This is a genomic window from uncultured Pelagimonas sp., assembly GCF_947498515.1.
Lineage (GTDB): Bacteria > Pseudomonadota > Alphaproteobacteria > Rhodobacterales > Rhodobacteraceae > Pelagimonas.
Map to the genome: position 1 here is coordinate 166,561 of NZ_CANMKO010000002.1, position 26,321 is coordinate 192,881.

Below are 26,321 nucleotides of genomic sequence, written 5' to 3' on the forward strand. Positions count from 1 at the left end.
TGCCCCTACCCCGCCTCGTCCAAGACCGTTAGGGCGTGGCGGAAGAGGAAGTGGAACTCTGATGCGCTTTGCGGCGTCATACGCGACAAGAGCAAAAACCGATAGTTGTCTGCATCCGCCATGCGCAGTGCAGATGACAGCGCCAAAAGCCAGCTTTCATCAAAGCTTCGATTGCCGTCACCGGGGGCGTTGAACGCAGGATCGCGCGCCAAAAGACGTGGCATGGCGGTCAACATCGCCGCCACTGGTTCCTCGGACTGACGCATGCCAGTCTCTTGGATATGGGCCGAAACAATGCGCAATGTTTCCAGCAATGGATCATAGCTAACATCCATATGTTGCACCCAAAGGCGCGACCAATAGGTATGAGCCGCCTGACGAGTTACCATGATGATCTCCTGTACCTTTGACCACAGCTATGGTATCCGAGTATTTCAGTCAAGTTTTTAAAACGCACAAAAAAAGGGCCCCGGAACCTCGGAGCCCTTTCTTGATTGTTTGTCGCTTACCTTAGTCGATGCGCTTGAGCAGCTCATCAAGGGATGCTTTGGCGTCACCGTAGTACATGCGGGTGTTTTCTTTGTAGAACAGTGGGTTTTCGATGCCGGAATAACCGGTACCCTGACCACGTTTGCTCACAAACACCTGCTTGGCTTTCCAGCATTCCAGAACCGGCATACCGGCGATAGGCGAGTTGGGATCTTCCTGAGCGGCCGGGTTCACGATGTCATTGGAACCAATAACAATCGCAACATCGGTCTCTGGGAAGTCGTCGTTGATCTCGTCCATTTCCAGCACGATGTCATAAGGCACTTTGGCTTCGGCCAAGAGTACGTTCATGTGACCGGGCAGACGACCGGCAACGGGGTGGATCGCGAAACGCACCTCTTTGCCAGCAGCCCGCAGACGGCGGGTCAGTTCAGCAACGTTCTGCTGGGCCTGAGCCACGGCCATACCGTAACCGGGGATGATGACAACGCTGTCGGCTTCTTCCAAAGCTTGGGCAACACCATCGGCGTCTATTGCGATCTGCTCGCCTTCGACTTCCATCGCGGGGCCAGACGCGCCACCAAAGCCACCAAGGATAACGCTAATGAACGAGCGGTTCATCGCCTTACACATGATGTAGCTTAGGATCGCACCGGACGAACCAACCAACGCGCCAACCACGATCAACAGATCGTTGCCAAGGCTAAAGCCAATCGCCGCCGCGGCCCAACCGGAATAGGAATTCAGCATCGAGACAACCACAGGCATGTCCGCGCCGCCGATCCCCATGATCAGGTGATAGCCGATAAAGAACGCCAGCAGAGACATCAGGATCAATGTCCAGCCGCCACCGGTGCTCATGTAGATGGCCAGCAGGATCAGCGAGCCAATGGCCGCTGCTGCGTTCAGCATATGCCCACCGGGCAATTGCGTGGCCGAAGAGGTCAGCTTGCCCGAGAGTTTGCCATAGGCCACAACCGAGCCGGTAAAGGTAATCGCACCGATGAACACACCTAGGAAGACTTCGACCTGAAGGATGCCGATTTCAACCGGAGTTTTATGCGCAACTTTGGCCGAGAAGCCCTTGAGCGCATCAATGCCAGCCGCATCGAGACCGGCAACATTGTTCATCACCAGTTCGGCGTTATAGCCAACAAAGACCGCCGCGAGGCCAACCAGAGCGTGCATACCGGCGACAAGTTCCGGCATCTGGGTCATTTCGACCTTGGTGGCCAGCATGTAGCCAATCACACCACCACAGGCGATCAGAATGACCGACAGCCACCACAACCCGGCACCGGGGCCGATCAATGTGGCGACAACCGCCAGAGCCATGCCAACGATGCCGTACCATACGGCGCGCTTGGCGCTTTCTTGTCCGGACAATCCGCCCAGCGACAAGATAAAGAGGACAGCCGCGACCACATAGGCCGCTGTTGTAAATCCGTAATCCATTGTCCTCTACTCCTTAGGATTTCTGGAACATGGCAAGCATGCGCCGTGTCACGAGGAAGCCACCAAAGATGTTGATCCCTGCAAAGAAGATCGAAATCGCGGCCAGCAGAACCACCAAGAACCCGCCGCCTGATCCGATTTGCATCAGGGCGCCAAGAATGATGATCGAGGAAATGGCATTGGTCACAGCCATCAGCGGAGTGTGAAGCGAATGCGCAACGTTCCAGATGACCTGGAAACCAATGAACACCGACAATACAAACACGATAAAGTGCTGCATGAAGCTTGCCGGAGCAACAAGCCCGACACCAAGGATCACTGCTGCACCAACCGCCAACAGGGTGACCTGCTGTTTGGTTTGCGCTTTGAATTCAGCAACTTCTTGGGCTTTCTTCTCTTCTGGCGTCAGCTCAGGAACAACTTCCTTGGGCTTGGCCGCAATCGCCGCAACCTTGGGCGGTGGCGGTGGGAAGGTGATCTCACCCTGATGGGCCACGGTCGCGCCGCGGATAACGTCATCTTCCATGTCATGATTGATCTGACCGTCTTTTTCAGGGGTCAGGTCGGTCATCATGTGACGGATGTTGGTCGCGTACAAAGTCGACGACTGGGCCGCCATGCGCGATGGGAAGTCGGTATAGCCGATAATGGTCACGCCATTTTCGGTGACAACTTTCTCGTCCATCACGGTGCCTTCGGCGTTGCCGCCTTTTTCGGCCGCAAGGTCAACGATAACCGAACCCGGCTTCATCGCCGCAATCATATCCGCCAGCCAAAGCTTGGGCGCTTCGCGGTTGGGTATCAAGGCGGTCGTGATGACGATATCGACCTCTGGGGCCAATTCGCGGAACTTGGCAAGCTGCGCTTCGCGGAACTCGGGGCTTGAGACCGCGGCGTAACCGCCGGTGGCCGCGCCATCCTGCTGTTCTTCCTCAAAATCGAGATAGACAAACTCGGCACCCATCGATTCGACCTGCTCCGCCACTTCTGGGCGCACGTCAAAGGCGTAGGTGATCGCACCAAGCGAGGTCGATGTCCCGATTGCGGCCAGACCCGCAACACCGGCACCAACAACCAAAACCTTGGCTGGGGGCACTTTGCCCGCCGCGGTGATCTGACCGGTAAAGAAACGGCCAAAATTGTTGCCTGCCTCGATCACGGCACGGTAGCCGGCGATGTTGGCCATGGACGACAGGGCGTCCATCTTTTGGGCGCGCGAAATACGCGGCACCATTTCCATGGCAATGACGTTTGCGCCCGATGCCTTGGCTTGTTCCAGACCGGCCTCATTGCCACCTGGATTAAAGAAGGTGATCAGCGTCTTGTCAGACGTCAGCCGACCCAGCTCTTCTTCGGTTGGTATGCGCACCTTGGCGATGATGTCGGCGGAAGTCCAAAGCGCGTCGGCACCCTCGACAACTTCGACATCGGCAGCCGCGTAATCAGCATCCGCAAACCCGGCTTTCGCACCGGCCCCGGACTGGATCACGCAATCGTAACCAAGTTTCTGCAATTGACGCGCCGAATCCGGTGTCATCGCAACGCGATTCTCACCAGCTTCGACCTCTAACGGCGTCCCTATCTTCACGGTATTCCCCTTTATGCTCAGGTACTCCTACGCCCCTGATGAGGCGTTAATTCGCGTTTCGCCTTGACTAAAGGCACTGCAGCGACAGGCAGCGCGCGCTGTAAAGCACAAAGCGCGATAAAGTTAAAGCCACCGGCGTGTTTGTTGCGAATAGCGCGTAAATTCGGCAACAAACTTTCGTCGTAATCCGTTTTCTTCCGGCTCGATGAATCGTTTTTCAAGAATCCAGACGAAGATGGGAATCAACGGCAGCGATAGCACCGCATCCCAATAGAGAATAAAGCCTGACAATATCAGGACATCCCCAAGATAAATCGGATTGCGTGACCGCTTGAAAATACCACTGCTCACCAAACGATCCGCGCTTTGATGGGGAATGATGGTGGTGCGATGGCGACGCATCTCATGAATGGCCAAAGCCATCAAAATCACCCCACCACCAATCAAGATACCGCCCAAAAAGTCAGCGAATCCGGGACCAAAGTCTAACCCTAGTGAGAAATAGGTCTTTTGCCACCAGGCCAACCCCAAGGCCCCCGCCAGCCAAACCGGCGGCATATCCAACCACTTCATGCAAACCCCCAGTGTTTCTTCTTTCCCAAAATATCCCGGGGTGAAGTGACCGCAAGGTCACAAGGGGCAGCGCCCCTACTCCCACTCCATCTCTTCAAACACGCGACCGGCGTTTTTGGTTGCCAATTCCTCAAACGTATCCATGTGCTTCCAACGTTCTTGATCAACGTAATAAGCCCCGGCAAGGTCGCCACCTGCGTCAATATGCGCCGCAATCTTTGCTCGCAAATCATGCAGGTAATCCGAGGTTCCCATGGTCACCATGGCCATGTTGGTCGGATGCCCATGTCCGGGGATCACATAAGTCGCCCCCAAGTCGGTAAACGGCCCCTCAAAGGTTTCCAACCAGCAACTTGTACAGGTTTCGGCAAAGATCGGCGGCATCCGCTCATGGAACGCAATGTCCCCGGCAATCACGATCTTCCATGCCGGAATCCAGACCTGAACGTCGCCGGGGTCATGGGCCGGGCCAAGGTGCAACGCCTCGATGGTCAATCCGCCCATTTCGATGACGTATTTGTCATCAAAGGACAGGTTCGCCGCAACAACCCGCGTCCCTTCGGCCTTGTCGCGATTATAGCGCTCCATCCCTTGCAGGATGAAATCGCCGTTTTCCTGAACCACATGGTTTGCATCCGCATGAGCCAGAATATCAACGCCAAGATCAGCCCAGTAGGCATTGCCGAGCATAGCATGCCCCTGCCCGTTCTCATTGATCACAAGTTTCACCGGCTGATTGGTCACAGCCTTGATTTCGTCGTGTAAGGCCGCCGCCAACCGCACACTGGCCCCACCATTGATCACAACAACACCGTCGCCGGTCACAATAAAGGACAAGTTATTGTTATGGCCCGAATTCTCATAGGTCGGCGGCGCGGTCGCCCCAATCGCCGAATAAACCCCCGGTATCACTTCGACCGGTTTGTCATAAAGCTCGGACTGTGGGTATTTGTCGGCAATATCTTCGCTGGCCAAAGCTGTTGTCGCCAACAGAGTGAACGCCAAAACGCTACGGATCATGCGGGGTCTCCTCCTGAAATCGAAAACACATTCGCATACGTGAATTGGAAAGCCAAGCGCCGTTGCGTCACGGCCCTCGTGTTCCCTTGTCTCATCCCAGATCACCGTTACGCTACCGCCAAACGGGAGGACATCATGCTTAACAACAAACACGCGCTGGTCACCGGCGGTGGCACTGGTATTGGGCTGGCCATTGCACAAACCTTGGCCGCCAACGGGGCAGAGGTCACAATCACAGGCCGCCGCACCGAAGTTTTGGAGGCCGCCGCAAGCGACGTAATCCACCCGCTGGTGATGGATGTCTGCGATGAGGCCTCGGTAAGCAAGGGAATCGCCTTTGCGGTCGCGGCGCGCGGCCCAATCCAAATATGCGTGCCCAATGCAGGCATCGCCGAAGGCAAATCCATCTTGAAAACCGATCTGGAGTTTTGGCGCAATATGATGGCCACCAATCTGGATGGGGCCTTCCTCACCATTCGTGAAAGCCTGAAATCCATGACCCAAACCGATTGGGGCCGGGTCATCGCCGTAAGCTCGATCGCTGGCGTTCGCGGCCTCAAAGGCGCGCCCTGTTATAGTGCCACCAAACACGGGCTTCTTGGGTTGATCCGCTCACTATCGGCCGATTACGCCACCAAACCCTACACGTTCAACGCCCTCTGCCCGGCCTATGTAGAAACTGAAATCATCACGCGCAACGTCACCTCGATCATGGAACGCACCGGCCTGCCCGAAGACAAAGCTCGCGCCTTGATGACCGACATGAATCCACACGGCCGCTTGATCACAGTCCAAGAAGTCGCCGATGCAGCGCTTTGGCTTTGTGGAGACAATAGTGGCTCTGTGAATGGACAGGACATCCGCATCGCAGGCGGTGAAATCTAACTGATAGGCAAAACCGAAACGGCACGCCTGAACACCAACTCGAGGAAGACGGCTCTGCCGGATGACGAGGGATCGTGGGTGTCCCATCGGGGCACCCCGTTTAACAACAGCCCGCAACCAATTGGGTTAAGTCGACAATCCGCGCCCAATCAACTTGGCCAATTGCACTAGGTTTGCGTCTAACTGATCAAAGGGCGGTTTTTTGATGCCATCAAGGGCCGATACGATCACCCGCGCCACTTCGCGCGCTTCGCCTTCATAACGCACCACCCCAGCGGCGGATTGCACCTCAAGCCAATCGGCAAAACCTTGTTCCAGCTGTGCCATACCTTCGGCGACATCCTCCGCCGATACCGCATGCCCCAGCGCCAATAGCTCTTCGCCGTGCGGCGCGCTCAGAACCTCTTCCATCCCGTCCAACTTGGCTCGAAATGCCTGTTCCAAAACCTGCTCTGGGTGGCCCGGTTCCGCCAAAGCCGCTCTGACTTTGCCGACTGCCTCGGTGAAATACCCCCGCACAAGGCTGCATGCCACATCGTCTTTGTTGCGGAAATATTGATACAATGCCGGGCGTGACATACCGGCCGCGCGCGCTAGATCCTCCATCGAGGTCTTGCGATACCCATACTGAGAAAAGGTCTGGAGCGCCGCCGTTAGGACGGCTTGAATTTTCACCGGGTCTTTGCCTGTATCATCTTTCATAAGACCCTTCTGACAAAAATTACAGTTTTTGTCAAACCGACAATTGACACCCTGACATTTTTCGCGCATTTTGTCAGAAGCGAACGGAAAGAGGAGTTTTCCATGGCCAAGTCGATTACCGTCAACGGGCAGACCCATCAGGTCAATCTGCCAGACGATGTTCCCCTCCTTTGGGTTCTGCGCGATGAGCTGAACATGACCGGCACCAAATTTGGCTGCGGCGTGGCGGCCTGTGGGGCTTGTACGGTTCATATTAATGGCGAAGCTGTGCGGTCTTGCCAGATGACGCTGTCCGATGTCGAAGGTGAGATCACAACAATCGAAGGTCTTGGCACCCCGGATATGATGCACAAGTTGCAACAGGCCTGGGTCGATAATCAGGTCGCCCAATGTGGATATTGCCAGTCTGGCCAAATCATGCAGGCCGCAGCCCTATTGGAAACCACGCCAAACCCCAGCGATGACGACATTGACGAGGCCATGGCCGGAAACCTCTGCCGCTGTGGCACCTACCCCCGCATTCGCGCCGCCATCAAAGACGCCGCCGGGTTGGAGGGATAAGACATGGCTAGCATTGGAAAAATCGCCCGTCGCACATTCTTGTTTGGCTCGCTCGCCATTGTTGGCGGTGTTGCCGTTGGCGCGTGGTATGTGAACAAACCTGCCCCGAACCCGCTTAAACCCGGCCCGGACGAGGCCGCGCTTAACCCATTCGTATTGATCAACGCCGATGGCATCACTCTGATCGCACCACGCGCCGAAATGGGCCAAGGCACGCATACCACTTGGGCCGCTCTGCTCGCCGAAGAACTCGATGTGACTTTGGATCAAGTCACCGTTTTACACGGTGAACCGGCGCAGGCCTATTACAACAGCGCTTTGATGGGTGAAGGGTTAAACACCAAGGGCTATGATGACAGCTCGTTCCAACATGCACTGGCCGGGGCCGTCGGCAAGGTTGGCAAAGTGCTCAGCCTTCAGGTCACTGGTGGGTCAACCGCCATGCGCGACGGCTATGAGCGGATGCGCGTAGCCGGAGCCGCTGCCCGCGAAATGCTCAAGGAAGCGGCGGCGCAACAGCTTGGCGTCAAAGCCAAAGAGCTGAAAACCGAAAACGGCACCATCATCGCCCCCGATGGCACCACCCTGCTCTATACAGATGTGGCCATGGCCGCCGCCGAGCTTGACCCGCCCAAGGTCAAACTGCGCCCGCAATCTGACTGGAAAATCCTTGGCAAGTCCATTCCGCGCATCGACATTCCCGGCAAATCCACCGGCACCGCGCAATTTGGCATCGATACCCGCCTGCCGGGGATGAAATTCGCCTCGGTACGCATGTCGCCCAAACGCGGTGGTATGAAAAGCTTTGACGCCCGCGATGCCAAGGCGATGCCCGGTGTCGAAAAAGTCGTTGATATGGGCGACGGCGTTGCAGTTATCGCCAATAACACTTGGTTGGCGATGCAGGCGCTCGACGCGATTGAGGTCGAATGGGACGATGCGCCCTATGAGGCCACAACCGACGCCATTTTCGCCAAGATCGAAGCCGGGTTTGACCTCGAGCCAAACTCGACCCTGCGCGACGATGGCAAAGCCGATATATTGCCCGAGGGTGCAACCGAGGTCACAGCCGAATACCGCGTGCCTTTCCTAAGCCATGCCACGATGGAACCGCAAAACGCCACAGCGTGGATTGATGGGCGCAAATTGCGCGTCTGGTCCGGCAATCAGGCCCCGGGTTTCACCCAAAGCGCATGCGCCGAAGAGGCCGGGCTTGATGTCGACGATGTGATTGTTGAAACCACCCTGATGGGCGGCGGGTTTGGACGGCGCGGTGAGCTCGACTTTTCGGTGCTGGCCACCCGTGTTGCCAAATCCGTTCCCGGCACGCCGGTTCAAGTCACATGGTCACGCGAAGAAGACATGACCCATGACTTCTATCGCCCCGGTGCCATTGCGCGCATGACGGGCGGTGTCAAAGATGGCACGGCGGTCTTGCTTGATGCGCGTGTGTCGGCCCCTTCGGTGACCAAACAGGCGATGAACCGCTGGCTTGGCTTCACCCCCGGTGGTCCCGATCGCGCCATCACCGACAGCCTGTTCAACCAACCCTATGGCATCGAAAACTACAGGGTGCGTGGCTATCAGGCCGACACCAACCCGCCAATGGGCTTTTGGCGGTCTGTCGGAGCGAGCTTTAACGGTTTCTTCTCCGAAAGCTTTGTCGATGAAATGGCGCTGGCGGCCGGTGTTGATCCGCTTGAATTCCGTCTCAAGCTAACGCGGGATGAATGGGAACCGGCCTATAATGTCTTGCAGGCCGTCAAAGAGATGTCGGGCTGGACCGGGGAAACACCTGATGGTGTCGGGCGCGGCGTGGCGATGGTCTATAGCTTTGGCTCCCCCGCTGCGATTGTCATCGAGGTCAAGGATCAGGACGGCGACATTCGCATGACCGACGCTTGGATCGCGGTTGATCCCGGCGTCGCGCTTGACCCATCCATCATCGAAGCCCAGCTTTTTGGTGGTATGGCCTATGGTCTTTCCGCAGCTATTGGCGAGGAAATCACATGGGCAGATGGTGAGGTCGAACAGCTCAACTTCCCAGACTACGAGCCGCTGCGCATTCAGCAAATGCCGCGGGTCAGTGTTCGCGTATTGGAAACGCAAGAGCACATCGGCGGGATCGGCGAAGTCGGCACACCGCCCGCTGCTCCGGCGCTGGCCAATGCCATTTTTGACCTGACCGGAACACGTGCCCGGAGCCTGCCGCTAAACAAGGAATTCAGCTTCTTCGTGTAAGATACACCTTTCGTTACAAGGAATTGCCCGGGCTTTATCGCTCGGGCTTTTTCACATCTGACCACAAAATATTTGTGTCCAACCTATCTAAAACTTTCCCCTGATTTGCCTCAATTGGCCCACATCGCCGCCACGCCGCAACTGTATCCCTTTTGGAAACGGACCCGAAAACCGGGCCACGAGCAGTGATTTAGGTAGGAGCGAGACGATGCCAAACGGTTATCTCGTCACATTAGGAAACGGGGTTCTGGATCCAGGCGACACAATAAGTGGCAGCCTGATCACCTTCACCACCTCAAGCAACCTTGGCAACGGCCAATGGGAATGGTCCGGCACCTATGGCGGCACCACCTATACAAACGAGCTTGAACCGGGCACCTATTACCTTGCCACCGATGGCAACACTTATTTTGTCCCTGCCTACGGCCCTGTCGATACGCTGACCTCTTCGAGCGTTGTGACCTCCCCCGCTGATGGCATTGTGTCGGGCACCTCGGGCGCCGATCTGATCGATCCGGATTTCACCGATAGCCAAGGCGAAAGCCCCGAAGATGTGTCCACCGGTGATGACATTCGCGCCGGTGATGGCAATGACACGGTGATGGCTGGCAACGGCAATGACACCGTCGACGGTGAAGCGAGCGATGACCTCATTTATGGCGACTACGGCACCTATACCCCGGACAACATCGCGCAAACCCTGAACTGGACCAACCAGGGCGGCAATGGCACCGATGTCTCGGCGGGCTTTACCCAAGACACCGGCGATATTGATGTGACGCTTGGCTTCACCAATGACGGCGACAACGCACCGCTGTTTCAGGTCGATACCGATGATTTTCAATATAATGCGGGTGGGTTTGCAGGCCGCTCGTCGCTTTACCTTTATGGCAACGGTGATGGCGATACCTCGACGACAAGCATCTCCTTTGGGGCCAGTTCCGGGGCATCCGTAGAAGACGAAGTCGAAAACGTCACCTTTCGAATCAACGACATCGACAGTTTTGCCGGCAACCACACCGATGTGATCACCGTCAACGCCTATGACGCCGATGGCAATGCGGTCACGGTAACCTTTACCCCTGCCGGTGGCGATACGGTTGTTGGCAATACCATCACGTCGGATGCCGCCTTGAACAACCCCAACGACGCGGATGGGTCGGTTCTAATCGAGATCGCCGGACCGGTGGCCGATATCGAAATCATCTATGGCAACGGTCAGGATGGCACTCAGGCCATCTGGCTCACCGATATGCAATTCGAAGCGGTTCAGATTGCCAATGGCGACGATTCCCTTATCGGCGGAAGCGGCGACGACACCATTTATGGCGAAGCGGGCAACGATACGCTTGATGGCGGTGCGGATGACGACGTTTTGGATGGCGGCATCGGGGCCGATAGCGTTCTAGGAGGGGCCGGTGACGACACGATCTTTGCCAGCCAAGGCGACACCATCAACGCCGGGGATGGCGACGATGTCATCACCCTTGTTGATCTTGCCGAAAGCGGTTCGGGTGACATCTTTATCGAAGGTCTCACCACCTTTGAGGGGACCGGCGATGTTCTTGACCTAAACGGCGTTGCCGATCGCGGCACCTTGAACATCACGTCGAACGTGGCGGGCGAGATGTCCGGCACGGTTCAGATGTATGATGGATCGGTGGTGAACTTCACCAATATCGACGACATCATTTGCTTTACCCCCGGCACGCGCATTCTGACCGCGACCGGGTACCGCGCCATCGAAACGCTGAAACTCGGCGATATGATTGTGACGCGCGACAATGGGCTTCAGCCGCTGCGCTGGACCGGGTCGCGCACCGTGTTGGCCCGTGGCAAAACCGCGCCCTACCGCATCGATCCCTCGCTCTTTGGTGGCGATCGCCCGCTCATGGTGTCGCCCCAACACCGCATGTTGCTCGAAGGCTATCAGGCCGAGTTGATGTTTGGCGTTGACGAGGTTTTTGCAGCCGCGCGTCATCTGGAAAACGGCCATGAGGTGCGTCAGGTCGAAGGCGATCTGGTCACCTATATCCACCTTATGTTGGATCAACATGAGGTCATCTACGCTGAGGGCATGGCCACCGAGAGTTTCTTTGTCGGGGCCGAGGCGCTCAAGGCGCTGCACCCACATGCCCGTGACGATCTATTTGAAAATTTCCCGCATCTGCGCGACGATCCGACAAGCTTTGGCCCGACCGCCCGCCTGTGCCTCAAGAAATACGAAGCCCAAGCTTGGATCACGCAAATGACAGCACAGCCAATGGCTTTGGCCGCTTAAGGTTACGCAGTCTTACGGACCGGATTGCGCCGTGCCTCGGCATAGGATCGCACCGCATCGCCAAAGGCGGTGAAAAGCGGGCGTGACACCGGATCATTGGCCGCATCCCATTCCGGGTGCCACTGCACCGACATCGTGAACCCCGGCGCATCCTTGATATGGATCGCTTCGGGGGTTCCATCATCTGCATGACCTTCGACAATCACCCGCGCACCAGGGCGTTTGATTCCTTGTCCGTGCAAGGTGTTGGTCATCACTTCGGTCGCGCCAAAGAGATCTTGGAATAGCCCCCCCTCTTTGAGGTGAACCATGTGGCGAATTTCGAACTTTTCCTCAAGCGTGCCGTCGGGCGGCATGCGGTGATTGTCCCGCCCCGGCAAATCACGGATTTCAGGGTGAAGTGAGCCACCCATCGCGACGTTGACCTCTTGAAAGCCACGGCAAATGCCAAAGAAGGGCTGACCGCGATCCACACAGGCCCGCACCAATGGCAAGGTGATCGCATCGCGCGCCCGGTCCATGTCGCCATGGGCGTCGCTATATTCCTCACCATATTCTTCGGGGTGCACATTGGGCCGCCCCCCGGTGAGCAAAAACCCGTCACAGGTTTCCAAAAGCTCTTCGACCGACACAAACCGCGGATCGGCCGGGATAAGCAAAGGCAAACAGCCCGACACCGTTGAAATCGCTTCTGAATTCATCGTCCCGCCCGCGTGGGCTGGATACTGGTCATTCAACAGATAGGAATTGCTGATGATACCAACTATGGGCCGAGGCATTTTAATCTCCTGCTTGTTTCACTCAGGTTTATACCACTCCGGGCCTTGTCGAAAGGTTTTCGAACGGTTCTAAGCGTGCGCAACCGCACAACGCCCATGTCACTTTCACGACACCGCGCGCAAAAGCTTGGATTTCAACTGTGCCCAAGCCGCGCTGATCATGCGTTTCGGCCCTAATTCACAACGGATAAGACCCGCGAGTTGAGATTCGGACAAACGTGCCACGCGCGCAATCGATTGGTCCCAATCGGCGACCCCATAGCGGGCGATTTTTCGATTTGCCCAAAAGCCAAACAGATATTGAACCAATAGCCGTTTTTGCCAGCGTTTCTGGTAATTGCGAAGCGGTCGGTCCGAATTCTGATCTGCGCAATCGCAAAGCCGCTGCCCCAAATCACGGCCCATTTCGATGGCAAGCCGAATGCCTTCGCCAACGGTTGGGGTCGCGACATTGGCGCTATCCCCGACCCGAATAATCCGGCCATACACCAAACGCGCGTCATAGGGTTCAGACGGGATAACCCCGGCGTTCACCTGAATACGCGCGCCGAGTTTCAGCCCGTACCCTTGCAGGAACTCAGGTGTGAGCAGTGGATCGATAATGTCGCGCGGCGACAGATCAGTATCGGGATGGATCACTCCAACACCGATGCGCAAATGATTGTTCGGGGCTGGAAAAATCCATCCATAGCCCTGCAACACCGGGTTTCCGACAAAAAGGACCGCGCGGTTTGTCGGGGCCTCTAAGATTTCATATTCGTATTCAATCCCAACGCCGCGACGTTCGGCCCGTTTGCCCAAAGCCAGCGATGCCAAAACCGCACGGGGCGTTCCCGAGGCATCAATCACATAGCGTGATCGATATTGAACATCGCCCTGCCCTTTTTGGCGCACATCAGAGAGATAGTGATCACCCTGTTTGACAGTGCTTTGGAACTTGGCCCCTGTGTAAACCTTGGCTCCCGCCTCACGCGCCAAATCGGCCAGCCATTGGTACAAGCCGGTGATGTCCAACACCGCCATTTTATGGTGATGCATGTGGTGAAAGCTACGCTGGTGATCAGATCGTATTTCGATCTCGTCTATGGTTTGATAAAACCGCTCGGGCACGCCAAGCGCTTGCAAATCACGCACCCACGACCCACCAGAGGTCCGCACCGGCTTGCCGATTTCGCTATCCTGATGAACAACAACACAGCTGAGATGCCCCGGCAATTGTGCGGCACAGGCAAGCCCCGCCGGGCCACCGCCAACAATCAACACATCGACATCAATCGGATCACCCACAGCGCGCATCCTGAAATGAGGGGCGGACGCAGCGCGTTATCCCAGAGAAACGCCCTTGCGACCGGCCAGATCGGTAAAATACTGCCACGCCACCCGACCAGACCGGGCCCCACGCGTCGCTTGCCATTCAATGGCTTCAGCATGCAGGGTTTCATCCGTTATTTCAACACCATAGGCGGTGCAATAGCCACGGATCATTGCAAGGTACTCTTCTTGGCTACAGGGATGAAAGCCGAGCCAAAGACCAAAACGATCAGAGAGCGATACCTTTTCCTCAACCGCCTCAGAGGGGTTAATCGCCGATCCACGTTCGTTTTCGATCATGTCGCGCGGCATCAGATGACGGCGGTTCGAGGTCGCATAGAGCACCACGTTGTCGGGCCGTCCGGCGACGCCCCCGTCCAAAACCGCCTTGAGGCTTTTGTAATGCTGATCGTCATGACTAAAGCTAAGGTCATCACAAAACAGCACAAACCGATAGGGCGCGTCGCGCAGAATATCCATCAGGCGAGACACTGTCGGAAGGTCTTCGCGCTGAAGTTCAACCAGCTTCAGATCGAGGTCTTGCGCACAAACAGCGGCGTGTACCGCTTTGACTAGGCTCGATTTCCCCATACCTCGTGCGCCCCACAAAAGGGCATTGTTGGCGGGTAATCCACGGGCAAATTGCAACGTATTGGCCAGCAAAGTATCGCGCGACCGATCCACCCCAAGCAAAAGAGACAGATCAACCCGCGAGACTTTGTTGACCGGTTCCAGCTGTTCCGGACCAGTGTGCCAGACAAAGGCCTCGGCACTGAAATCAGGGGCCGCCAGCGGCGCAGGAGACATACGCTCCAACGCCGCGGCGATGCGTTCCATCGGGTCGGTCAAGTGATCCATCACTTGCTATCGCCCTTTTCGTCGTCATCTTCGTCGAACTCTTTGAACAAGGGGTCTTCACCCTCTTCGTCGTCTTCGAACCACAATCCTTGCGCCCGCAAATCCGCTTCGCGGCGTTTTTCGACCATACGGACAAGGAAGATCGACAACTCATAAAGACCATAGACAACCGTGAACAAGATCAACTGGGTCACGACGTCCGGGGGCGTTACCAAAGCCGCCAAAATCAGGATGGCAATCATGGCGTATTTACGCACGCTACCAAGACCCTCAGCAGAGACCATGCCGGCCTTACCCATCAGGGTCAAAAGCACCGGTAGCTGGAAACACAGACCAAAGGCCATGATGAATTTCAGCGTGATATCAAGGCTTTCGTTCACCTTCCCAAAGAAAGTGATCCGAATTCCGTCATCGGTTTCCGGCACAACAGCGGCCGCGTCAGGCAGGTTTTGAACCGATCCGGCCAAGAGATTGGCAAAGATTGAACTGACATCCGCAAACCCAAGGAAAAACGCCATGGCCAGAGGTGTCACAACAAAATGGGCAAAGCTTGCGCCCAATAGGAACATCAAAGGCGAGGCGAGGATGAACGGCAAAAACGCATTCTTTTCAGTCTTGTAAAGACCGGGTGCCACAAAGCGCCAGAGCTGATGCGCGATCACCGGAAAGGCGAGCGCAAAACCAAACACCATGGAAATGCGAAACAGCGTAAACAGGTATTCCTGTGGGCTTGTATATTGCAACGTCGGGGACGGATCGCCCAACTCACGCAGGGTCGCTTCGATCGGGGCGAGCAAGAATTGCAAGATCGGCTCGGCCACGACAAAGGCCAGAATGATCCCGACCAAAAACGCCCCAACGGCGCGGATCAGACGGGTACGCAATTCTGCCAGATGTTCGATCAGCGGCGCGGCGCTGTCTTCGATCTCTTCTTCGGTGGCGCTCATGCGTCTCCTCCGTCGCCGCCGCCATCGGCGGGGCCGTCCGTGTCACGGGTCATCATTGCAGCTTCGAGTTCCTTGGCTTTCTTCGAGGCCTCTTCGGCCTCACGCACCTTGCGATCCGCCGCAACCCTGGCCGCGTTGGCCTCGATTTTCTTGCGGGCGTCTTCGCGTTCGGCTGCCAGTTTGCCGGTTTCGCTATTGGGGTCGAGGTCGGTGACAGAGCTGGTTAGATCTTTGGCTGCATCCTTGACCCCGTCCATGGCGGTCCCCACCGGGTTGGTTGCCGCTTTAAACGCCTTTTGAGCGTCCTTAACGCCACTTGCATCCGCCGCGTCATTCATGGCGCTGCTGAATTCGCGGGCCATGCCACGCGCTTTGCCAACAAATTGGCCTGCTTTTTTAAACAGAACCGGCAGATCCTTGGGGCCCACGACGATCAACGCCACAACCCCCACGACCAACATCTCGGGGAACCCGATATCGAACATGGCTACGCCTCGTTGCTTCAGACTTTGTCTTTTTCTTCCGCAGGCGTCACATCGACCGCCTCATCTGCGGCTTGGTCTTCGATCTCTTGTTTGCCGTCATCCACACCCTTTTTAAAGGCGGTGATGCCCTTGCCCACTTCGCCCATCAGCGACGAAATTTTACCGCGGCCAAACAGAACCAGAACCACGACGGCGATCAGCAGAAGGCCAGGAAGGCCGATATTGTTGAGCATGACTTTCTCCTTGTCACGGGCGGGCAGGTTAAGCGATCCGCCCGGATAAATTCTACATGACGTATCTAATGCGTCTCATCCCTATCGAAAAGCGCCAAAGCGACGCGTTGCGCTTTGACTTTTGTCATGAGAGTGTCAGTTGTCAGGAATTTGTCAGGAGCAAGTGAAACAATGCGGCGATCAGATCGGCTTTATGCGCTGATGCAACGGTTGCGCGATGGGCAATTGCACACGGCAGAGGCGATGGCGCAGGACCTCAAGGTGTCGGTGCGTACCATTTACCGCGATATGGAGACATTGGCAGAATCAGGTGTGCCCGTCGAAGGCACGCGCGGATACGGCTATACGGTACGCGCCGCTGTGACGCTTCCGCCGCTGAACTTGACCGAGAAAGAATTGGAAGCCTTGCATTTGGCGCTTGCCACGCTTGGGGCCTCCGGACTTGACGATTTCAGCGCCGCGGCACGCAGCTTGTCAGGAAAAATCGATGCGGTACTCCCCGAAGACTCGGGCCCCGCCCCTGCCCCCTTTGGCTTTGCCACCGATGCCTTTGCCGAAGCCGCCCGTGGCTTCACCCATATGCCCGCCATCCGCAGTGCCATCCGCGCAAGACAAAAGTTGCGCATTACCAGCGCCGGACAAGACCACATCATTCGCCCGCTCCATATTGATTACTGGGGCCGGGTTTGGACCTGTGTCGCCTATGCTGAAACGACGGGCGCGTTCTTGTCTCTTCGTATTGATCGCATCGACAGCCTTGCGGTCCTTCCCGGCCTATTCGTCGATGAGCCGGGCAAAACCTTGGCGGATTGGCGGGCCCTACAAGACCCGCGTCCCTAACCGGTTTTTTGGGGTCGTGTGTCCGACGCAGGTCGCAATTGGAACCGATTGACGATGGATTTCAGATGCTCCGCGCTTTCTCGCAACTTGTGGCTCGATCCTGCGGTTTCCACCACCATAGCAGCGTTTTGTTGCGCGACTTGATCTAGAACTGTCATTCCGGTGTTAATCTCCGTCAACCCATCGGATTGCGCACCGGCTTCTTGCGAAATTTTCGACACCTGCTGGGCCATGTCTTTGACCCCGCTGACAATCGCCTCAAGCGCATCACCGGTTTTACCAACCAAATCGACACCATGTTCGACTTGATCAGATGAATTTGTGATCAGCTTTTTGATTTCCATTGCCGATTCCGAGGCCCGTTGTGCCAAGGCACGCACTTCTGCTGCGACGACCGCAAACCCCTTGCCCGCCTCACCGGCCCGAGCGGCCTCAACCCCGGCATTCAGGGCCAGTAGGTTGGTTTGGAACGCGATGTCGTCAATCACCGCCAGAATGTGGGAAATTTCAGACGATGACTGTTCGATCTGGTTCATAGCCGCCACGGTGGAACGCACGATGGCTTCGCTTTCCCCGGCTTTGCCTTGTGCCGTATCCATTGCCTGCTCAACGGATTTTGCATCTTGCGCGGCCTGTGTCACAAACGCCGTCATCTCATCCAAAGCGGCGGCGGTTTCCTCTAGTGTTGCGGCCTGATTTTCAGTCCTCTGTGACAGGTTGTCAGAATCCTTCGTGATCTTTTGGGACCGGTCGTGAATGACATTGGCAACCGCCACCGCCTCACTCAATGTTTCGGAGAGAGTTTCAATGGCCGTATTGTAGTTTTCACGCAGTAATTCATGGTCTTGTGGGAACGCTTGATCAAGCGGCGCTGTCAAATCGCCTTGCGCCAATCGCGTCAATCCGGCGCTCAGCTCCTCGACCACAAAAGCTTGGTCTTCTTGCTGTTTATGCCGTTCCATTTCTGCGGCATGGGCCATTTCCAACTCGTTGCGCAAATTCACAAGACTTTTACCGATTTTTCCGATCTCGTCCTTGCGGCTTGCCGCCGTGATTTCCGTATCAAATGCGCCGCCTGAAACCGCTTGCATATTGTCACAAAGGGCATCCACCGGGCGCGACACTGATTTTGCCATGGCAATCGTGGTGACCAGCAAGGCCATCCCCGCCATGACAAGGCCGGCCATGATCTCCCAGATTGTGGTGTTGGCTTGCGCCAACGAGGGTGTGATGTCTTGGCGAACTTCGATCACACCGCGCACATCACCGATTTGCCAATCATCCTTGGGCGTGTCCACATGGCCGTTGTGGCAGGTCACACAGACCTCGGATGACATTTTATCGGCGATCGCCACGCGTAAAAAGGAGCCCGTTTCATCTGTTTCCAACCGCTCAAAAGACTCGTTGGGATTGTCGACCAGAAAAGCCCAGGCCTCGGTCATGAACGTATCAGACTGGCGATCTGCTCGGTTTGGAAACGGATAGGCGCTATAGAGCGAGAAATTTGTCCGCTCCTCGGCTGATAAAGCGCTGATGTCATGAACAAAAGTCGCCGGAAGCGGAACAACCGCCGGGTTGTCTTTGTGATCGATCCCGGTCCGAAGCCCTTCAGTGCCCAGAACATCGGCCACCACGTTTTGGGTATAGTACCCCCGGATCATCTTGATCTGTGAAACCGTTTGAAACGCGCTTTCGGTTGCTGAGGAAATAGTGTTGGATTTTATCGTATCGGGAATAAACCAAGCAGCGATCAACATGCTAGACCCCAACACAATTGGAATGGGAAGCGATAGCTTAAAAGGGAGCGAATGACGGTCTAAGGCGAAACATTTGGTCGACATAATGAACTCATCTCAGTTGATGAGTCCGCCTTGCGCCCGAAAGAATAAGAATCTGTTTACTATTGATACATACCCAAGGCATCTTTTCCGCGACACCTTAGTGAGGTCACACTGTAAGATCGCGCCACAACCGACTGTAAAAAAACAAAAACCCCAAGGTGATGCACCTTGAGGTTTCTGGCATTTAGAACAGTTCGACGCTTACAAAGAAGCGTTGAAAATTTTGTCGATGTTGCCACCCAAAGCGGCGTTGAATTCATCATCAGATTGCTGCTTTGACAGGCCTTCGGTCAAGGCGCGGCTAAAGGAGGCGATCATCTTGGGCTGTTTGGCCAAACGGTCACAGGCGACTTCGGTCGAATAGCCGCCCGACAATGCCACAACACGCACAACGCGTGGGTGATCCGCCAAGCTATCATAAAGCCCATCGACATTCGGGATGGTCAGTTTCAACATCACATTCTGGCCCTCGGCCAATGCATCAAGCTGCGCGGCGATCTCGGCTTTCAGAATGCCTTCGGCTTCGGCTTTGGTGGCAGAGTTGATGTCGATCTCAGGTTCGATGATCGGAACGAGTCCGGCGGCAACCACCTCTTTGCCAAGCTCAAATTGCTGGGCAACCACGGCTTTGATACCCTCGGCGTTGGCTTCGTGGATCACCGACCGCTCTTTGGTGCCGAAAATGCCAAAGCCTTTGGCATCGGCCAATGTTTCGGACAGGCCAGGGATCGGTTTCATCAGTTGAACACCATTGGCCTTGTCTTCCAAACCTTTGTCGATTTTCAGGAACGGCACGATACCACGGTCTTCCCAAAGCAATTGCGCCGTTGGCTTGCCATTGATCTCACCGCGCATGGTGCGTTCAAACAGGATCGCACCGATCACCTTGGCGCTGGTGAAATCAGTTGCCAATACAATGCGCGAGCGCATGGCGTGGATTTCGTCAAACATCGCCTCGTCGCCGTCATACATGTCCGCCGTCACACCGTATAGGCCAAGCGCCTTTGGGGTGGAGCCGCCCGATTGGTCAAGCGCTGCAATAAAGCCCTTGCCGGAGGCCATCTGTTCGGATTGCTTCTCAAATGACATGTCTGATCCTCGCTGGAAAACGTCTTTGCGCCTTCCTTAAACGAGCCGTGCCGCGCATGGTAGAGCCGTTACAAAGGTTTAGCGCTAACGATTTGGTATACCAATTTTTTCGCCCTTCAAATTAATTGAACGGGCTATCTTTGACTGATTTTTAACCAAATTCCGTCCCTTGCGCGCACGGTCAAATGCGCCTCGGGGACCGGGTCGCGCCCCTCTACCCGCTCAACCTTGAGATCACGCAGCAAGAGCGACAGTAAAAGCACCCCCTCGACCATGGCAAACCCCGCCCCCGTACACACACGCGGCCCGGCGGAAAACGGCATATAGGCGTCCCGCCCACAGGTCTTGGCCTCTTCCCCCTGCCATCGCTCGGGTTTGAAGGCATCCGGGTCGGACCAAATGCGTTCATGACGATGCAAATGCCATGGGCTTAGGACAATTTGCGACCCCGTCGGCACATCACGGTCGCGAAACCGCTCAGGACAGGTCGTTTCCCTCACCATCATCGGCACAGGAGGATAGAGCCGCAGCGTTTCGCGAAACACATCGCGGCACAGGCGCAGTTTCGACATCTCGGAAAAGGCCCCGGTCAATTGCGCGTCCTGCGCTTCTTTGGAGACTTTGTCTTGCCACTCCGGATACATCGCCATCAGATAGAGGCCCCAGCCCAAGGCGCTGGCACTGGTTTCGTGACCCGCCAAAAAGAAGATCGCCACCTGATCCACCATCTCCTCAGCTGAAAATGTCTCACCCGTTTCTGGGTCTTGGGTCGTCATGATCTTGGTGGCCAGATCATCGGGCGCGGTGCCGTCCTTGATTGCTTGCATGCGTTGATCGGTGAGCTGGCCAATGAGATCACGAATGCGTTTGGCCGAGGCTTTGGTATCCTTGCGGAAAAACCGCGGCATCCAGCGTGGCATCGGCAAAAAAGCCGCGAGGTTCAAGATCGGTTGGCTACGTTGATAGGCGCGAAATTCGTGGAACACCGCGCTGGCGATGTCATCCTCGATTGGGATGGAAAACAGGGTGCGAAAGATCACATCCGCCGCCGCGTGGCTGGCAAGTTCTTCGACTTCGACAACCGATCCCACCTGCCCGGCCAGCCGCGTTTGTGCCGCCAAACTCGCGGCCCACATTGCCGGGAAGGTATCGCGCAACCGCCCACCTTCAAACGCCGGATCAATGATGCGGCGTTGGCGTTTCCATGTTTCGCCATTGGTCAAAAACACCGAATTGCCAAGCAACGGCCGCAGGCCTTCGGAAATCCGGCCGGATTTTGGGAAATCCATCGGGCGTTCCTTGAGAACGGTTTTGAGCAGCTCAGGTTGGTTGACCAGATACGACCGAAAGAACGGCGTTTTGAACTCGGCCATCCAAGCGCGGTAAAGCTTGGCCGGCTGCGCCGACAAGATGTCTTGGCGAAACAGCTTGGTGTATTGGCGCAGCGACACCCGCCCTTCTCTGGCTTTGGGTTTTGGGGGCAAAGGCGCGGTCATGATTTTGTGCTCGTAAATTTCGACACCGCGTGATCGATGCGGCTTGCCGATGGGGGGCGGTTTGCGTAGCGATCCGCCAAAAATTCCGGCCCGGCGGTGATTTGGAAATAATCGTAATCAAGCGGGCGATCAAAGGCGCAGAGATATTGAAAATGCAGGCGGAAAAACCGCCAGCGTAGCTCTTTCCAACGCTCCGGGCTGAGGGATTTGGTGAACTGGGCGGAAAACACCAGAGGCCAGCGTTTGTTATCCGGGGCAACGCCGGAGACCGAAACCGGATCGCAAAGCGCAAAGGCACAGCCATCGCCCGGCGCGGTCACATCCACCCAAACAAGCTCATCTCGTGCACTGAGATATTGCAGATCGGCCCGCAACCGCCACGCATCGCGCAGGAAGGACACCATCGGCACAACCTGCCCAAGGCTTAGAAACGCCAATTTGGGGCCAGTTTCAGGCACCTGCCCTTTGCGGATCAGATCGGCAAGAATGGAGACCGCCAGATGCGCGCCGGAACTATGGCCAACCACCAAAACTTCGTCGACATCACTTTGCAGAGCCTCGGCTATGATCTGTTCAAATTCGGCCAGACGCCCTTCGAGCTCGGGCGGATTGGCCCCGCGATAGCGCGCCGAATAGGCGTAGTCATGCATCAGGTAATAGATGTAAAACTTGCCATCGCGCGCCTTGAACCAGCGCAGAACCAGCCAAGCGCCAATCGGCGTCACAACAAAAAACGCAAGCGCGCCCAACAAGGCCCCATCCTCGGGGCCGGTGAATTGATTGACACCCCATTCAACGGTGCTTCCGGCGGCAAAACCCATGATCGCACCGATCAGAACCGCCAAAATCAGCTGTAAAATCAACGCCCCAATTGGGTATAGGGCCGCAATCACCGGCCCCTTGCGGAGGCGCATCAACCGCCAAAGCGCGCCGGTGGCGATATACTCCCAAGACGTGCGCAGCATCTGCCAATAGGTCGCCGGGATTGAATTTGACATGCTGTCGCGCACAATATCCGACCAGACCAGCACCTCGACATCGGCCTGAACCGGTTGGGCGTCGATAGTGGCCTCAACATGCCAACCATAGGCCCCGCCGCCAGTTTTCGGGCTTATCCCGATGTCATAGCCAGATACCTGTGCCTGCGCGGCGCTTTCTTTGCGGTAAAGTTCACGGTAGCGGCGCGGATGGATCGGGTCGTAGCCGGGAATGTAAAACACCCGCCGCCGTGTCACAGATTGATCTTGCATCTTGCCCATACGCATTCGCCTTGTCTTGGCGCTGACACTAACGCGCCAATTCGGCAAGAGTAAGACCGCAATGGGGTTTACCTAAGGGGGAGCGATGAAACGTCGGGTTAGCCGACCGTCGCCAAAACCGGAAAGGTTTCGAGCAACCAAAACGCCATGGCCGTAAAGGCCCCGGTGATCATCGCAACGCCAACGGCGATCAGCAAAAGGCCCATCGCCTTTTCGATCACACCCATGTGGCGCTTGATCTTGTTCATGACACCCATCGCGCGGGTTAGGAACACAGCCGCCAAAAAGAACGGCACCCCAAGGCCAAGCGCATAAACGCCAAGCAGGATGGTGCCGCGTGCCACCGATGCCTCGGACGCCGCCAAAGATAGGATCGTGCCAAGGATTGGCCCAATACACGGCGTCCAGCCAAAGGCAAAGGCAAGGCCCAGCACATAGGCCCCAAAGGCCGACCCACCGGTTTCGCCGGTGTCCATACGGGCTTCGCGATCAAGGAAACCGATCCGGAACACACCCAGAAAGTGCAGGCCGAAGATGATGACAACTGCGCCGGCGACCTTGGCCAGGATATCTTGGTTATAGAGGAAGAACGACCCGAGCCAAGAGGCTGTGAATCCTAGGAAAATGAAAACCGTAGACAGGCCCAACACAAAGAACAGCGCCGCAATAATGAGGCGTGATCGGCTGCGCCCTTCGGTCATGTCCCCCATGCTCATCCCTGACATATAGGCAAGGTACGGTGGCACGATTGGCAGCACGCAGGGGCTGAGAAAGGAGACAATTCCAGCCAGCAGCGCCACAAACATGGCAGGCAAGAGCGAGGCGTCTATGAGGTCGATTCCAAACATAGCCCCGACATAGGCCATCGCGCGCTTGGCGTCACCTGCACAAGCGGTCACATCCTCGTGGACCTCTGTGTCAGATCGGTCTATCTGGGGAATATGACCCATGAATTAGACGCCATCGGGCTACTCTGCCCCCTGCCCGTTCTCAAGGCCCGCAAGCGGATGCAAGCGTTGGCCGTTGGTGAGACCCTTGTCGTCCATACCGACGACCCCGCCGCCGTGATCGACATGCCGCATTATTGCAATGAAAGCGGTCATGAGCTGGTGGGTCAGGCCCAAAATGGCGATGTGATGGTTTGGACGCTGCGCAAAGCATGAGCTAAGCCACGTGATAGGTTGCCCTGAGCCGCCAAGAATTGCGTTTCAATGACAGATCAGAACAGACCATTTATGTCTTTGGGTCATAAATTGAACGGTACAAGACAAGGCTTTGGTCACCACTATTGACAGGTTGGTCGGGCAAGAACTTGGGGCCCATAGATTTTGCGGTTGGTTTCGGCTCATGCCCGACATCAGAATGGACATAGGTCGAGGCTGCTTTTCACCTTTGAATGTGAAAGCGCATTGCAGTTCTTTGCGACAAAGTCGCGGTTCAGAAGGATTTCTACCCGACCGAACCGCGATTGCGGCGTTATTCGCTGCGTGTGGCCCAGTTTTGGTAGGCGGCTTGCGCATCGTCACAGGGTTCAAGCGACAGGTTCTTGATCTGGTTTTCCTTGCTGCGACCAAACCGGGTCGCTTCGGCCACAGTCAAACACATATCAGTTGCGGAGGCGGGTGTGATTGCCCCCTCGCCAGAGAACACAAACGATTGCGCCTCGCTGCCATTGCAAGCTGAGAGATCAATACTTGTTCCGGCGGCAACTGACGCGACTTCGGCGCAGACATCGAACTCTGGCATGTAAAGGATGCCGTCCGCGAATTTGTCCGTCTCAAAAATCTGATCAACACCTAGCGCACCGAGTGCGCTATAACAGGTATGACCTTGAAGGCCCTTTTCGGGGTTGGCATCGCGCCCTTTGGCACCACCAATATCAAGGCAATAGCCGTTCTGAATATTGTCCAAAGCGTCGGTCAGGTAGATTTCTACCGGTTCAGCTTGCGCTACAAAAGCGGTCAAGACGCTGGCGGTAAGTACGGCTGAGAAAAGGCGGTTCTTCATGAGGTTTTCCTAGAGATATTTGTCAAGCTTGGGCTGTTTGGTGAGCTGCGCCGGGTTACGGCACAAGTTTCCGGACACAACGCACGAGATTGTCGGAGCGGTTGTAGTCACACGCGTTGATCGAACAGGTTGTGTCTTCGGTCATTTCCTGATCGACAAGCGATTTGATCGACGAACGTTGCGCGCCCGCCCCATGCCAATCGGTGAATTCAGTCTGCTCTCCGGCTTTGCTCAACGCCTTGCCGAAGGCGACAACATTGGCGTAGTTTTTAAAGTCGCCAAATGTGGTGCTGCTCCAAAAATCGAGAGAGTCGCTATCCTGCGTAATGGCAAAAACCGCCTCATCGATTGCTGGAAATCCGGAGCGATCATAATCAACGATGCTTTGCAGCTCCTTGGAGTGGGGCAAGGTCCAATCGTCAAAACCAGCGAGATCAAGCGCTTCGCAATAAGCGAGAGCTTGGTGCCATTCCCGGCGGGTGCCGTCGTCTGCCTTTTGCCACATACGCCCAGTGGCCGTGTCAGTGACCGTGCCATCGCCATTGTCAGCAAAGGCATTCACACCAAAAACGCCCTCTGGGCCGTTGACACAGCGCACATAGTTGCCCGGCGCTTTTCCATCATCTGGTCCATTAGGAAGACCGCTGCTTGTGGCGGCGGCACCGGTGTAAAAATCCAAGCCCGTGCCATAAGATTTGATATGCCCATCCGCAAAGTTAAAGCCAAACGCCCCCTGATTGCGCCCATTCATGACCGGCCCTTTGATGTAAAGCGTGCTGCTCCAATACTGACCGGCAAAGATCATCCCGCGATCTGGGTATTCGAAATCAAAAACGGTGGTGTCGATATAAGGTGTTGGTTGGCCCTCTTCGGGTTTAAGCAATTCCCCTCGAAAATCGGCGAGTGAATACAGTTCCTTGATTGATGGGACGCGCCAATCGGCCCGTCCGGCAAGGTCTAGCGCCGCGCAATAGCTCAGCGCGTCTGAGTATTGAAAGCGATCATTTAGCGGTGTTTTCTGCCACAACAAGCCAGTGTTGTTGTCCGAAACCGACCCGTCGCCATTGTCCGTATAGGACGCAGCCAGATGGGGATGTTGGGCATCCTGCCCGTATAGGTCTTCACCAACAGCGGGACAGGTGATTTCCACCCCAGCAAGGTCAAAACAGGCATCCTGCATCGTATCGACAATCGGGTAAGTGAGATCCTGAGCGGCGATGCCCTGAGCGGACAAAACGAACAGAAGTGTTGGCAAATACGTGGTTGCGGTTGTTTTATAAACGCGGGTCAAGGGACCGATCCTTTCGGGTGTCGTGCTTTTGCGCCCAAATGGAACAAAATCCCGAGAAAATCGTCCCAGCCGCCAAGCCCGTACGTTTTA

Annotated in this window: 25 protein-coding genes; 6 read left to right on the forward strand and 19 right to left on the reverse strand. The window is 56.1% G+C overall.

Features of this window, described 5'->3' with window-relative positions; all coding sequences use genetic code 11:
• Nucleotides 1-5: 5 nt before the first annotated feature.
• From Q1A43_RS04245 to Q1A43_RS04265, 5 genes are all read right to left on the reverse strand, one after another.
• Entirely contained in the window at nt 6-389 is a 384-nt protein-coding gene (locus tag Q1A43_RS04245) for a hypothetical protein (protein ID WP_299932897.1), read from the reverse strand.
• A gap of 121 nt (nt 390-510) precedes the next feature.
• Nucleotides 511-1,944: an NAD(P)(+) transhydrogenase (Re/Si-specific) subunit beta gene (locus Q1A43_RS04250; protein ID WP_299932900.1), complete on the reverse strand. Its 1,434-nt coding sequence runs from the start codon at nt 1,942-1,944 to the stop codon at nt 511-513.
• Between the two features lie 13 nt (nt 1,945-1,957).
• A complete protein-coding gene (locus Q1A43_RS04255; RefSeq protein ID WP_299928146.1) occupies nt 1,958-3,532 on the reverse strand; it encodes a Re/Si-specific NAD(P)(+) transhydrogenase subunit alpha in 1,575 nt (524 codons plus the stop codon).
• Nucleotides 3,533-3,655: 123 nt separating this feature from the next.
• Nucleotides 3,656-4,105, reverse strand: coding sequence for an isoprenylcysteine carboxylmethyltransferase family protein (locus Q1A43_RS04260; RefSeq protein ID WP_299932903.1), 450 nt, complete (start codon nt 4,103-4,105; stop codon nt 3,656-3,658).
• Nucleotides 4,106-4,180: 75 nt separating this feature from the next.
• A complete protein-coding gene (locus Q1A43_RS04265) occupies nt 4,181-5,125 on the reverse strand; it encodes an MBL fold metallo-hydrolase (protein WP_299932906.1) in 945 nt (314 codons plus the stop codon).
• A 132-nt stretch (nt 5,126-5,257) separates the two neighbouring features.
• Between Q1A43_RS04265 and Q1A43_RS04270 the strand changes: the two genes are divergently transcribed.
• Entirely contained in the window at nt 5,258-6,010 is a 753-nt protein-coding gene (locus tag Q1A43_RS04270) for an SDR family oxidoreductase (RefSeq protein WP_299933506.1), read from the forward strand.
• Nucleotides 6,011-6,136: 126 nt separating this feature from the next.
• Here the strand turns inward: Q1A43_RS04270 and Q1A43_RS04275 are convergent, their stop codons facing one another.
• On the reverse strand, nt 6,137-6,712 hold the full coding sequence (locus tag Q1A43_RS04275) for a TetR/AcrR family transcriptional regulator (protein ID WP_299932909.1): 576 nt from the start codon (nt 6,710-6,712) through the stop codon (nt 6,137-6,139).
• A 102-nt stretch (nt 6,713-6,814) separates the two neighbouring features.
• Here Q1A43_RS04275 and Q1A43_RS04280 point away from each other — a divergent pair, with 102 nt between their 5' ends.
• From Q1A43_RS04280 to Q1A43_RS04290, 3 genes are all read left to right on the forward strand, one after another.
• Nucleotides 6,815-7,273: a (2Fe-2S)-binding protein gene (locus tag Q1A43_RS04280; RefSeq protein ID WP_299932911.1), complete on the forward strand. Its 459-nt coding sequence runs from the start codon at nt 6,815-6,817 to the stop codon at nt 7,271-7,273.
• A 3-nt stretch (nt 7,274-7,276) separates the two neighbouring features.
• Nucleotides 7,277-9,514, forward strand: coding sequence for a molybdopterin cofactor-binding domain-containing protein (locus tag Q1A43_RS04285; protein ID WP_299932914.1), 2,238 nt, complete (start codon nt 7,277-7,279; stop codon nt 9,512-9,514).
• Between the two features lie 208 nt (nt 9,515-9,722).
• Nucleotides 9,723-11,795: a Hint domain-containing protein gene (locus Q1A43_RS04290; protein ID WP_299932917.1), complete on the forward strand. Its 2,073-nt coding sequence runs from the start codon at nt 9,723-9,725 to the stop codon at nt 11,793-11,795.
• Nucleotides 11,796-11,797: 2 nt separating this feature from the next.
• Here the strand turns inward: Q1A43_RS04290 and Q1A43_RS04295 are convergent, their stop codons facing one another.
• The 6 genes from Q1A43_RS04295 to Q1A43_RS04320 all read right to left on the reverse strand — a co-directional run bounded on the left by Q1A43_RS04295 (nt 11,798) and on the right by Q1A43_RS04320 (nt 16,408).
• Entirely contained in the window at nt 11,798-12,574 is a 777-nt protein-coding gene (locus Q1A43_RS04295; protein ID WP_299932920.1) for a gamma-glutamyl-gamma-aminobutyrate hydrolase family protein, read from the reverse strand.
• A gap of 105 nt (nt 12,575-12,679) precedes the next feature.
• Nucleotides 12,680-13,870, reverse strand: a complete 1,191-nt coding sequence (locus Q1A43_RS04300; RefSeq protein WP_299932923.1) for an NAD(P)/FAD-dependent oxidoreductase — start codon at nt 13,868-13,870, stop codon at nt 12,680-12,682.
• Nucleotides 13,871-13,897: 27 nt separating this feature from the next.
• The gene (locus tag Q1A43_RS04305; protein WP_299932926.1) at nt 13,898-14,743 is read right to left on the reverse strand and encodes an ATP-binding protein; all 846 of its coding nucleotides are present in this window, start codon (nt 14,741-14,743) and stop codon (nt 13,898-13,900) included.
• Nucleotides 14,743-15,690, reverse strand: coding sequence for a twin-arginine translocase subunit TatC (locus tag Q1A43_RS04310; RefSeq protein WP_299932929.1), 948 nt, complete (start codon nt 15,688-15,690; stop codon nt 14,743-14,745). The genes Q1A43_RS04305 and Q1A43_RS04310 overlap by 1 nt, the downstream gene beginning before the upstream one ends.
• Nucleotides 15,687-16,175, reverse strand: coding sequence for a Sec-independent protein translocase protein TatB (tatB, locus tag Q1A43_RS04315; RefSeq protein ID WP_299928116.1), 489 nt, complete (start codon nt 16,173-16,175; stop codon nt 15,687-15,689). Before tatB ends, Q1A43_RS04310 begins: the two co-directional genes overlap by 4 nt.
• 17 nt (nt 16,176-16,192) lie before the next feature.
• A complete protein-coding gene (locus Q1A43_RS04320) occupies nt 16,193-16,408 on the reverse strand; it encodes a twin-arginine translocase TatA/TatE family subunit (protein ID WP_299928114.1) in 216 nt (71 codons plus the stop codon).
• A 171-nt stretch (nt 16,409-16,579) separates the two neighbouring features.
• Here Q1A43_RS04320 and Q1A43_RS04325 point away from each other — a divergent pair, with 171 nt between their 5' ends.
• The gene (locus Q1A43_RS04325) at nt 16,580-17,248 is read left to right on the forward strand and encodes a YafY family protein (protein WP_299928111.1); all 669 of its coding nucleotides are present in this window, start codon (nt 16,580-16,582) and stop codon (nt 17,246-17,248) included.
• Here Q1A43_RS04325 and Q1A43_RS04330 read toward each other — a convergent pair.
• From Q1A43_RS04330 to Q1A43_RS04350, 5 genes are all read right to left on the reverse strand, one after another.
• Nucleotides 17,245-19,005 carry a methyl-accepting chemotaxis protein gene (locus tag Q1A43_RS04330; protein ID WP_299932932.1) on the reverse strand — a complete coding sequence of 587 codons (1,761 nt, stop codon included), beginning with the start codon at nt 19,003-19,005 and terminating at the stop codon, nt 17,245-17,247. The genes Q1A43_RS04325 and Q1A43_RS04330 overlap by 4 nt on opposite strands.
• A 285-nt stretch (nt 19,006-19,290) precedes the next feature.
• On the reverse strand, nt 19,291-20,178 hold the full coding sequence (locus Q1A43_RS04335) for a fructose bisphosphate aldolase (RefSeq protein WP_299932935.1): 888 nt from the start codon (nt 20,176-20,178) through the stop codon (nt 19,291-19,293).
• A gap of 134 nt (nt 20,179-20,312) precedes the next feature.
• On the reverse strand, nt 20,313-21,674 hold the full coding sequence (locus Q1A43_RS04340; RefSeq protein ID WP_299932938.1) for a cytochrome P450: 1,362 nt from the start codon (nt 21,672-21,674) through the stop codon (nt 20,313-20,315).
• A complete protein-coding gene (locus Q1A43_RS04345; RefSeq protein WP_299932941.1) occupies nt 21,671-22,933 on the reverse strand; it encodes a hypothetical protein in 1,263 nt (420 codons plus the stop codon). The genes Q1A43_RS04340 and Q1A43_RS04345 overlap by 4 nt, the downstream gene beginning before the upstream one ends.
• Before the next feature lie 98 nt (nt 22,934-23,031).
• Nucleotides 23,032-23,781: a cytochrome c biogenesis CcdA family protein gene (locus Q1A43_RS04350; protein WP_299933509.1), complete on the reverse strand. Its 750-nt coding sequence runs from the start codon at nt 23,779-23,781 to the stop codon at nt 23,032-23,034.
• A 93-nt stretch (nt 23,782-23,874) separates the two neighbouring features.
• Here Q1A43_RS04350 and Q1A43_RS04355 point away from each other — a divergent pair, with 93 nt between their 5' ends.
• Complete coding sequence (locus tag Q1A43_RS04355) at nt 23,875-24,096, forward strand: sulfurtransferase TusA family protein (protein WP_299932944.1); 222 nt, start codon at nt 23,875-23,877, stop codon at nt 24,094-24,096.
• Between the two features lie 313 nt (nt 24,097-24,409).
• Here Q1A43_RS04355 and Q1A43_RS04360 read toward each other — a convergent pair whose 3' ends face one another.
• Nucleotides 24,410-24,940: a ricin-type beta-trefoil lectin domain protein gene (locus Q1A43_RS04360; protein ID WP_299932947.1), complete on the reverse strand. Its 531-nt coding sequence runs from the start codon at nt 24,938-24,940 to the stop codon at nt 24,410-24,412.
• Between the two features lie 55 nt (nt 24,941-24,995).
• Nucleotides 24,996-26,231: a DUF1566 domain-containing protein gene (locus Q1A43_RS04365; protein ID WP_299932950.1), complete on the reverse strand. Its 1,236-nt coding sequence runs from the start codon at nt 26,229-26,231 to the stop codon at nt 24,996-24,998.
• Between the last annotated feature and the right edge of the window lie 90 nt (nt 26,232-26,321).

What these genes read in the sequence shown, in the direction of transcription:
- Q1A43_RS04245 (WP_299932897.1), bottom strand. Translation starts at nt 389, where the DNA reads ATGGTAACTCGTCAGGCGGCTCATACCTATTGGTCGCGCCTTTGGGTG.
- Q1A43_RS04250 (WP_299932900.1), bottom strand. Translation starts at nt 1,944, where the DNA reads ATGGATTACGGATTTACAACAGCGGCCTATGTGGTCGCGGCTGTCCTC.
- Q1A43_RS04260 (WP_299932903.1), bottom strand. Translation starts at nt 4,105, where the DNA reads ATGAAGTGGTTGGATATGCCGCCGGTTTGGCTGGCGGGGGCCTTGGGG.
- Q1A43_RS04265 (WP_299932906.1), bottom strand. Translation starts at nt 5,125, where the DNA reads ATGATCCGTAGCGTTTTGGCGTTCACTCTGTTGGCGACAACAGCTTTG.
- Q1A43_RS04275 (WP_299932909.1), bottom strand. Translation starts at nt 6,712, where the DNA reads ATGAAAGATGATACAGGCAAAGACCCGGTGAAAATTCAAGCCGTCCTA.
- Q1A43_RS04280 (WP_299932911.1), top strand. Translation starts at nt 6,815, where the DNA reads ATGGCCAAGTCGATTACCGTCAACGGGCAGACCCATCAGGTCAATCTG.
- Q1A43_RS04285 (WP_299932914.1), top strand. Translation starts at nt 7,277, where the DNA reads ATGGCTAGCATTGGAAAAATCGCCCGTCGCACATTCTTGTTTGGCTCG.
- Q1A43_RS04290 (WP_299932917.1), top strand. Translation starts at nt 9,723, where the DNA reads ATGCCAAACGGTTATCTCGTCACATTAGGAAACGGGGTTCTGGATCCA.
- Q1A43_RS04295 (WP_299932920.1), bottom strand. Translation starts at nt 12,574, where the DNA reads ATGCCTCGGCCCATAGTTGGTATCATCAGCAATTCCTATCTGTTGAAT.
- Q1A43_RS04300 (WP_299932923.1), bottom strand. Translation starts at nt 13,870, where the DNA reads ATGCGCGCTGTGGGTGATCCGATTGATGTCGATGTGTTGATTGTTGGC.
- Q1A43_RS04305 (WP_299932926.1), bottom strand. Translation starts at nt 14,743, where the DNA reads ATGGATCACTTGACCGACCCGATGGAACGCATCGCCGCGGCGTTGGAG.
- Q1A43_RS04310 (WP_299932929.1), bottom strand. Translation starts at nt 15,690, where the DNA reads ATGAGCGCCACCGAAGAAGAGATCGAAGACAGCGCCGCGCCGCTGATC.
- tatB (WP_299928116.1), bottom strand. Translation starts at nt 16,175, where the DNA reads ATGTTCGATATCGGGTTCCCCGAGATGTTGGTCGTGGGGGTTGTGGCG.
- Q1A43_RS04320 (WP_299928114.1), bottom strand. Translation starts at nt 16,408, where the DNA reads ATGCTCAACAATATCGGCCTTCCTGGCCTTCTGCTGATCGCCGTCGTG.
- Q1A43_RS04325 (WP_299928111.1), top strand. Translation starts at nt 16,580, where the DNA reads ATGCGGCGATCAGATCGGCTTTATGCGCTGATGCAACGGTTGCGCGAT.
- Q1A43_RS04330 (WP_299932932.1), bottom strand. Translation starts at nt 19,005, where the DNA reads ATGTTGATCGCTGCTTGGTTTATTCCCGATACGATAAAATCCAACACT.
- Q1A43_RS04335 (WP_299932935.1), bottom strand. Translation starts at nt 20,178, where the DNA reads ATGTCATTTGAGAAGCAATCCGAACAGATGGCCTCCGGCAAGGGCTTT.
- Q1A43_RS04340 (WP_299932938.1), bottom strand. Translation starts at nt 21,674, where the DNA reads ATGACCGCGCCTTTGCCCCCAAAACCCAAAGCCAGAGAAGGGCGGGTG.
- Q1A43_RS04345 (WP_299932941.1), bottom strand. Translation starts at nt 22,933, where the DNA reads ATGGGCAAGATGCAAGATCAATCTGTGACACGGCGGCGGGTGTTTTAC.
- Q1A43_RS04350 (WP_299933509.1), bottom strand. Translation starts at nt 23,781, where the DNA reads ATGTTTGGAATCGACCTCATAGACGCCTCGCTCTTGCCTGCCATGTTT.
- Q1A43_RS04355 (WP_299932944.1), top strand. Translation starts at nt 23,875, where the DNA reads ATGACCCATGAATTAGACGCCATCGGGCTACTCTGCCCCCTGCCCGTT.
- Q1A43_RS04360 (WP_299932947.1), bottom strand. Translation starts at nt 24,940, where the DNA reads ATGAAGAACCGCCTTTTCTCAGCCGTACTTACCGCCAGCGTCTTGACC.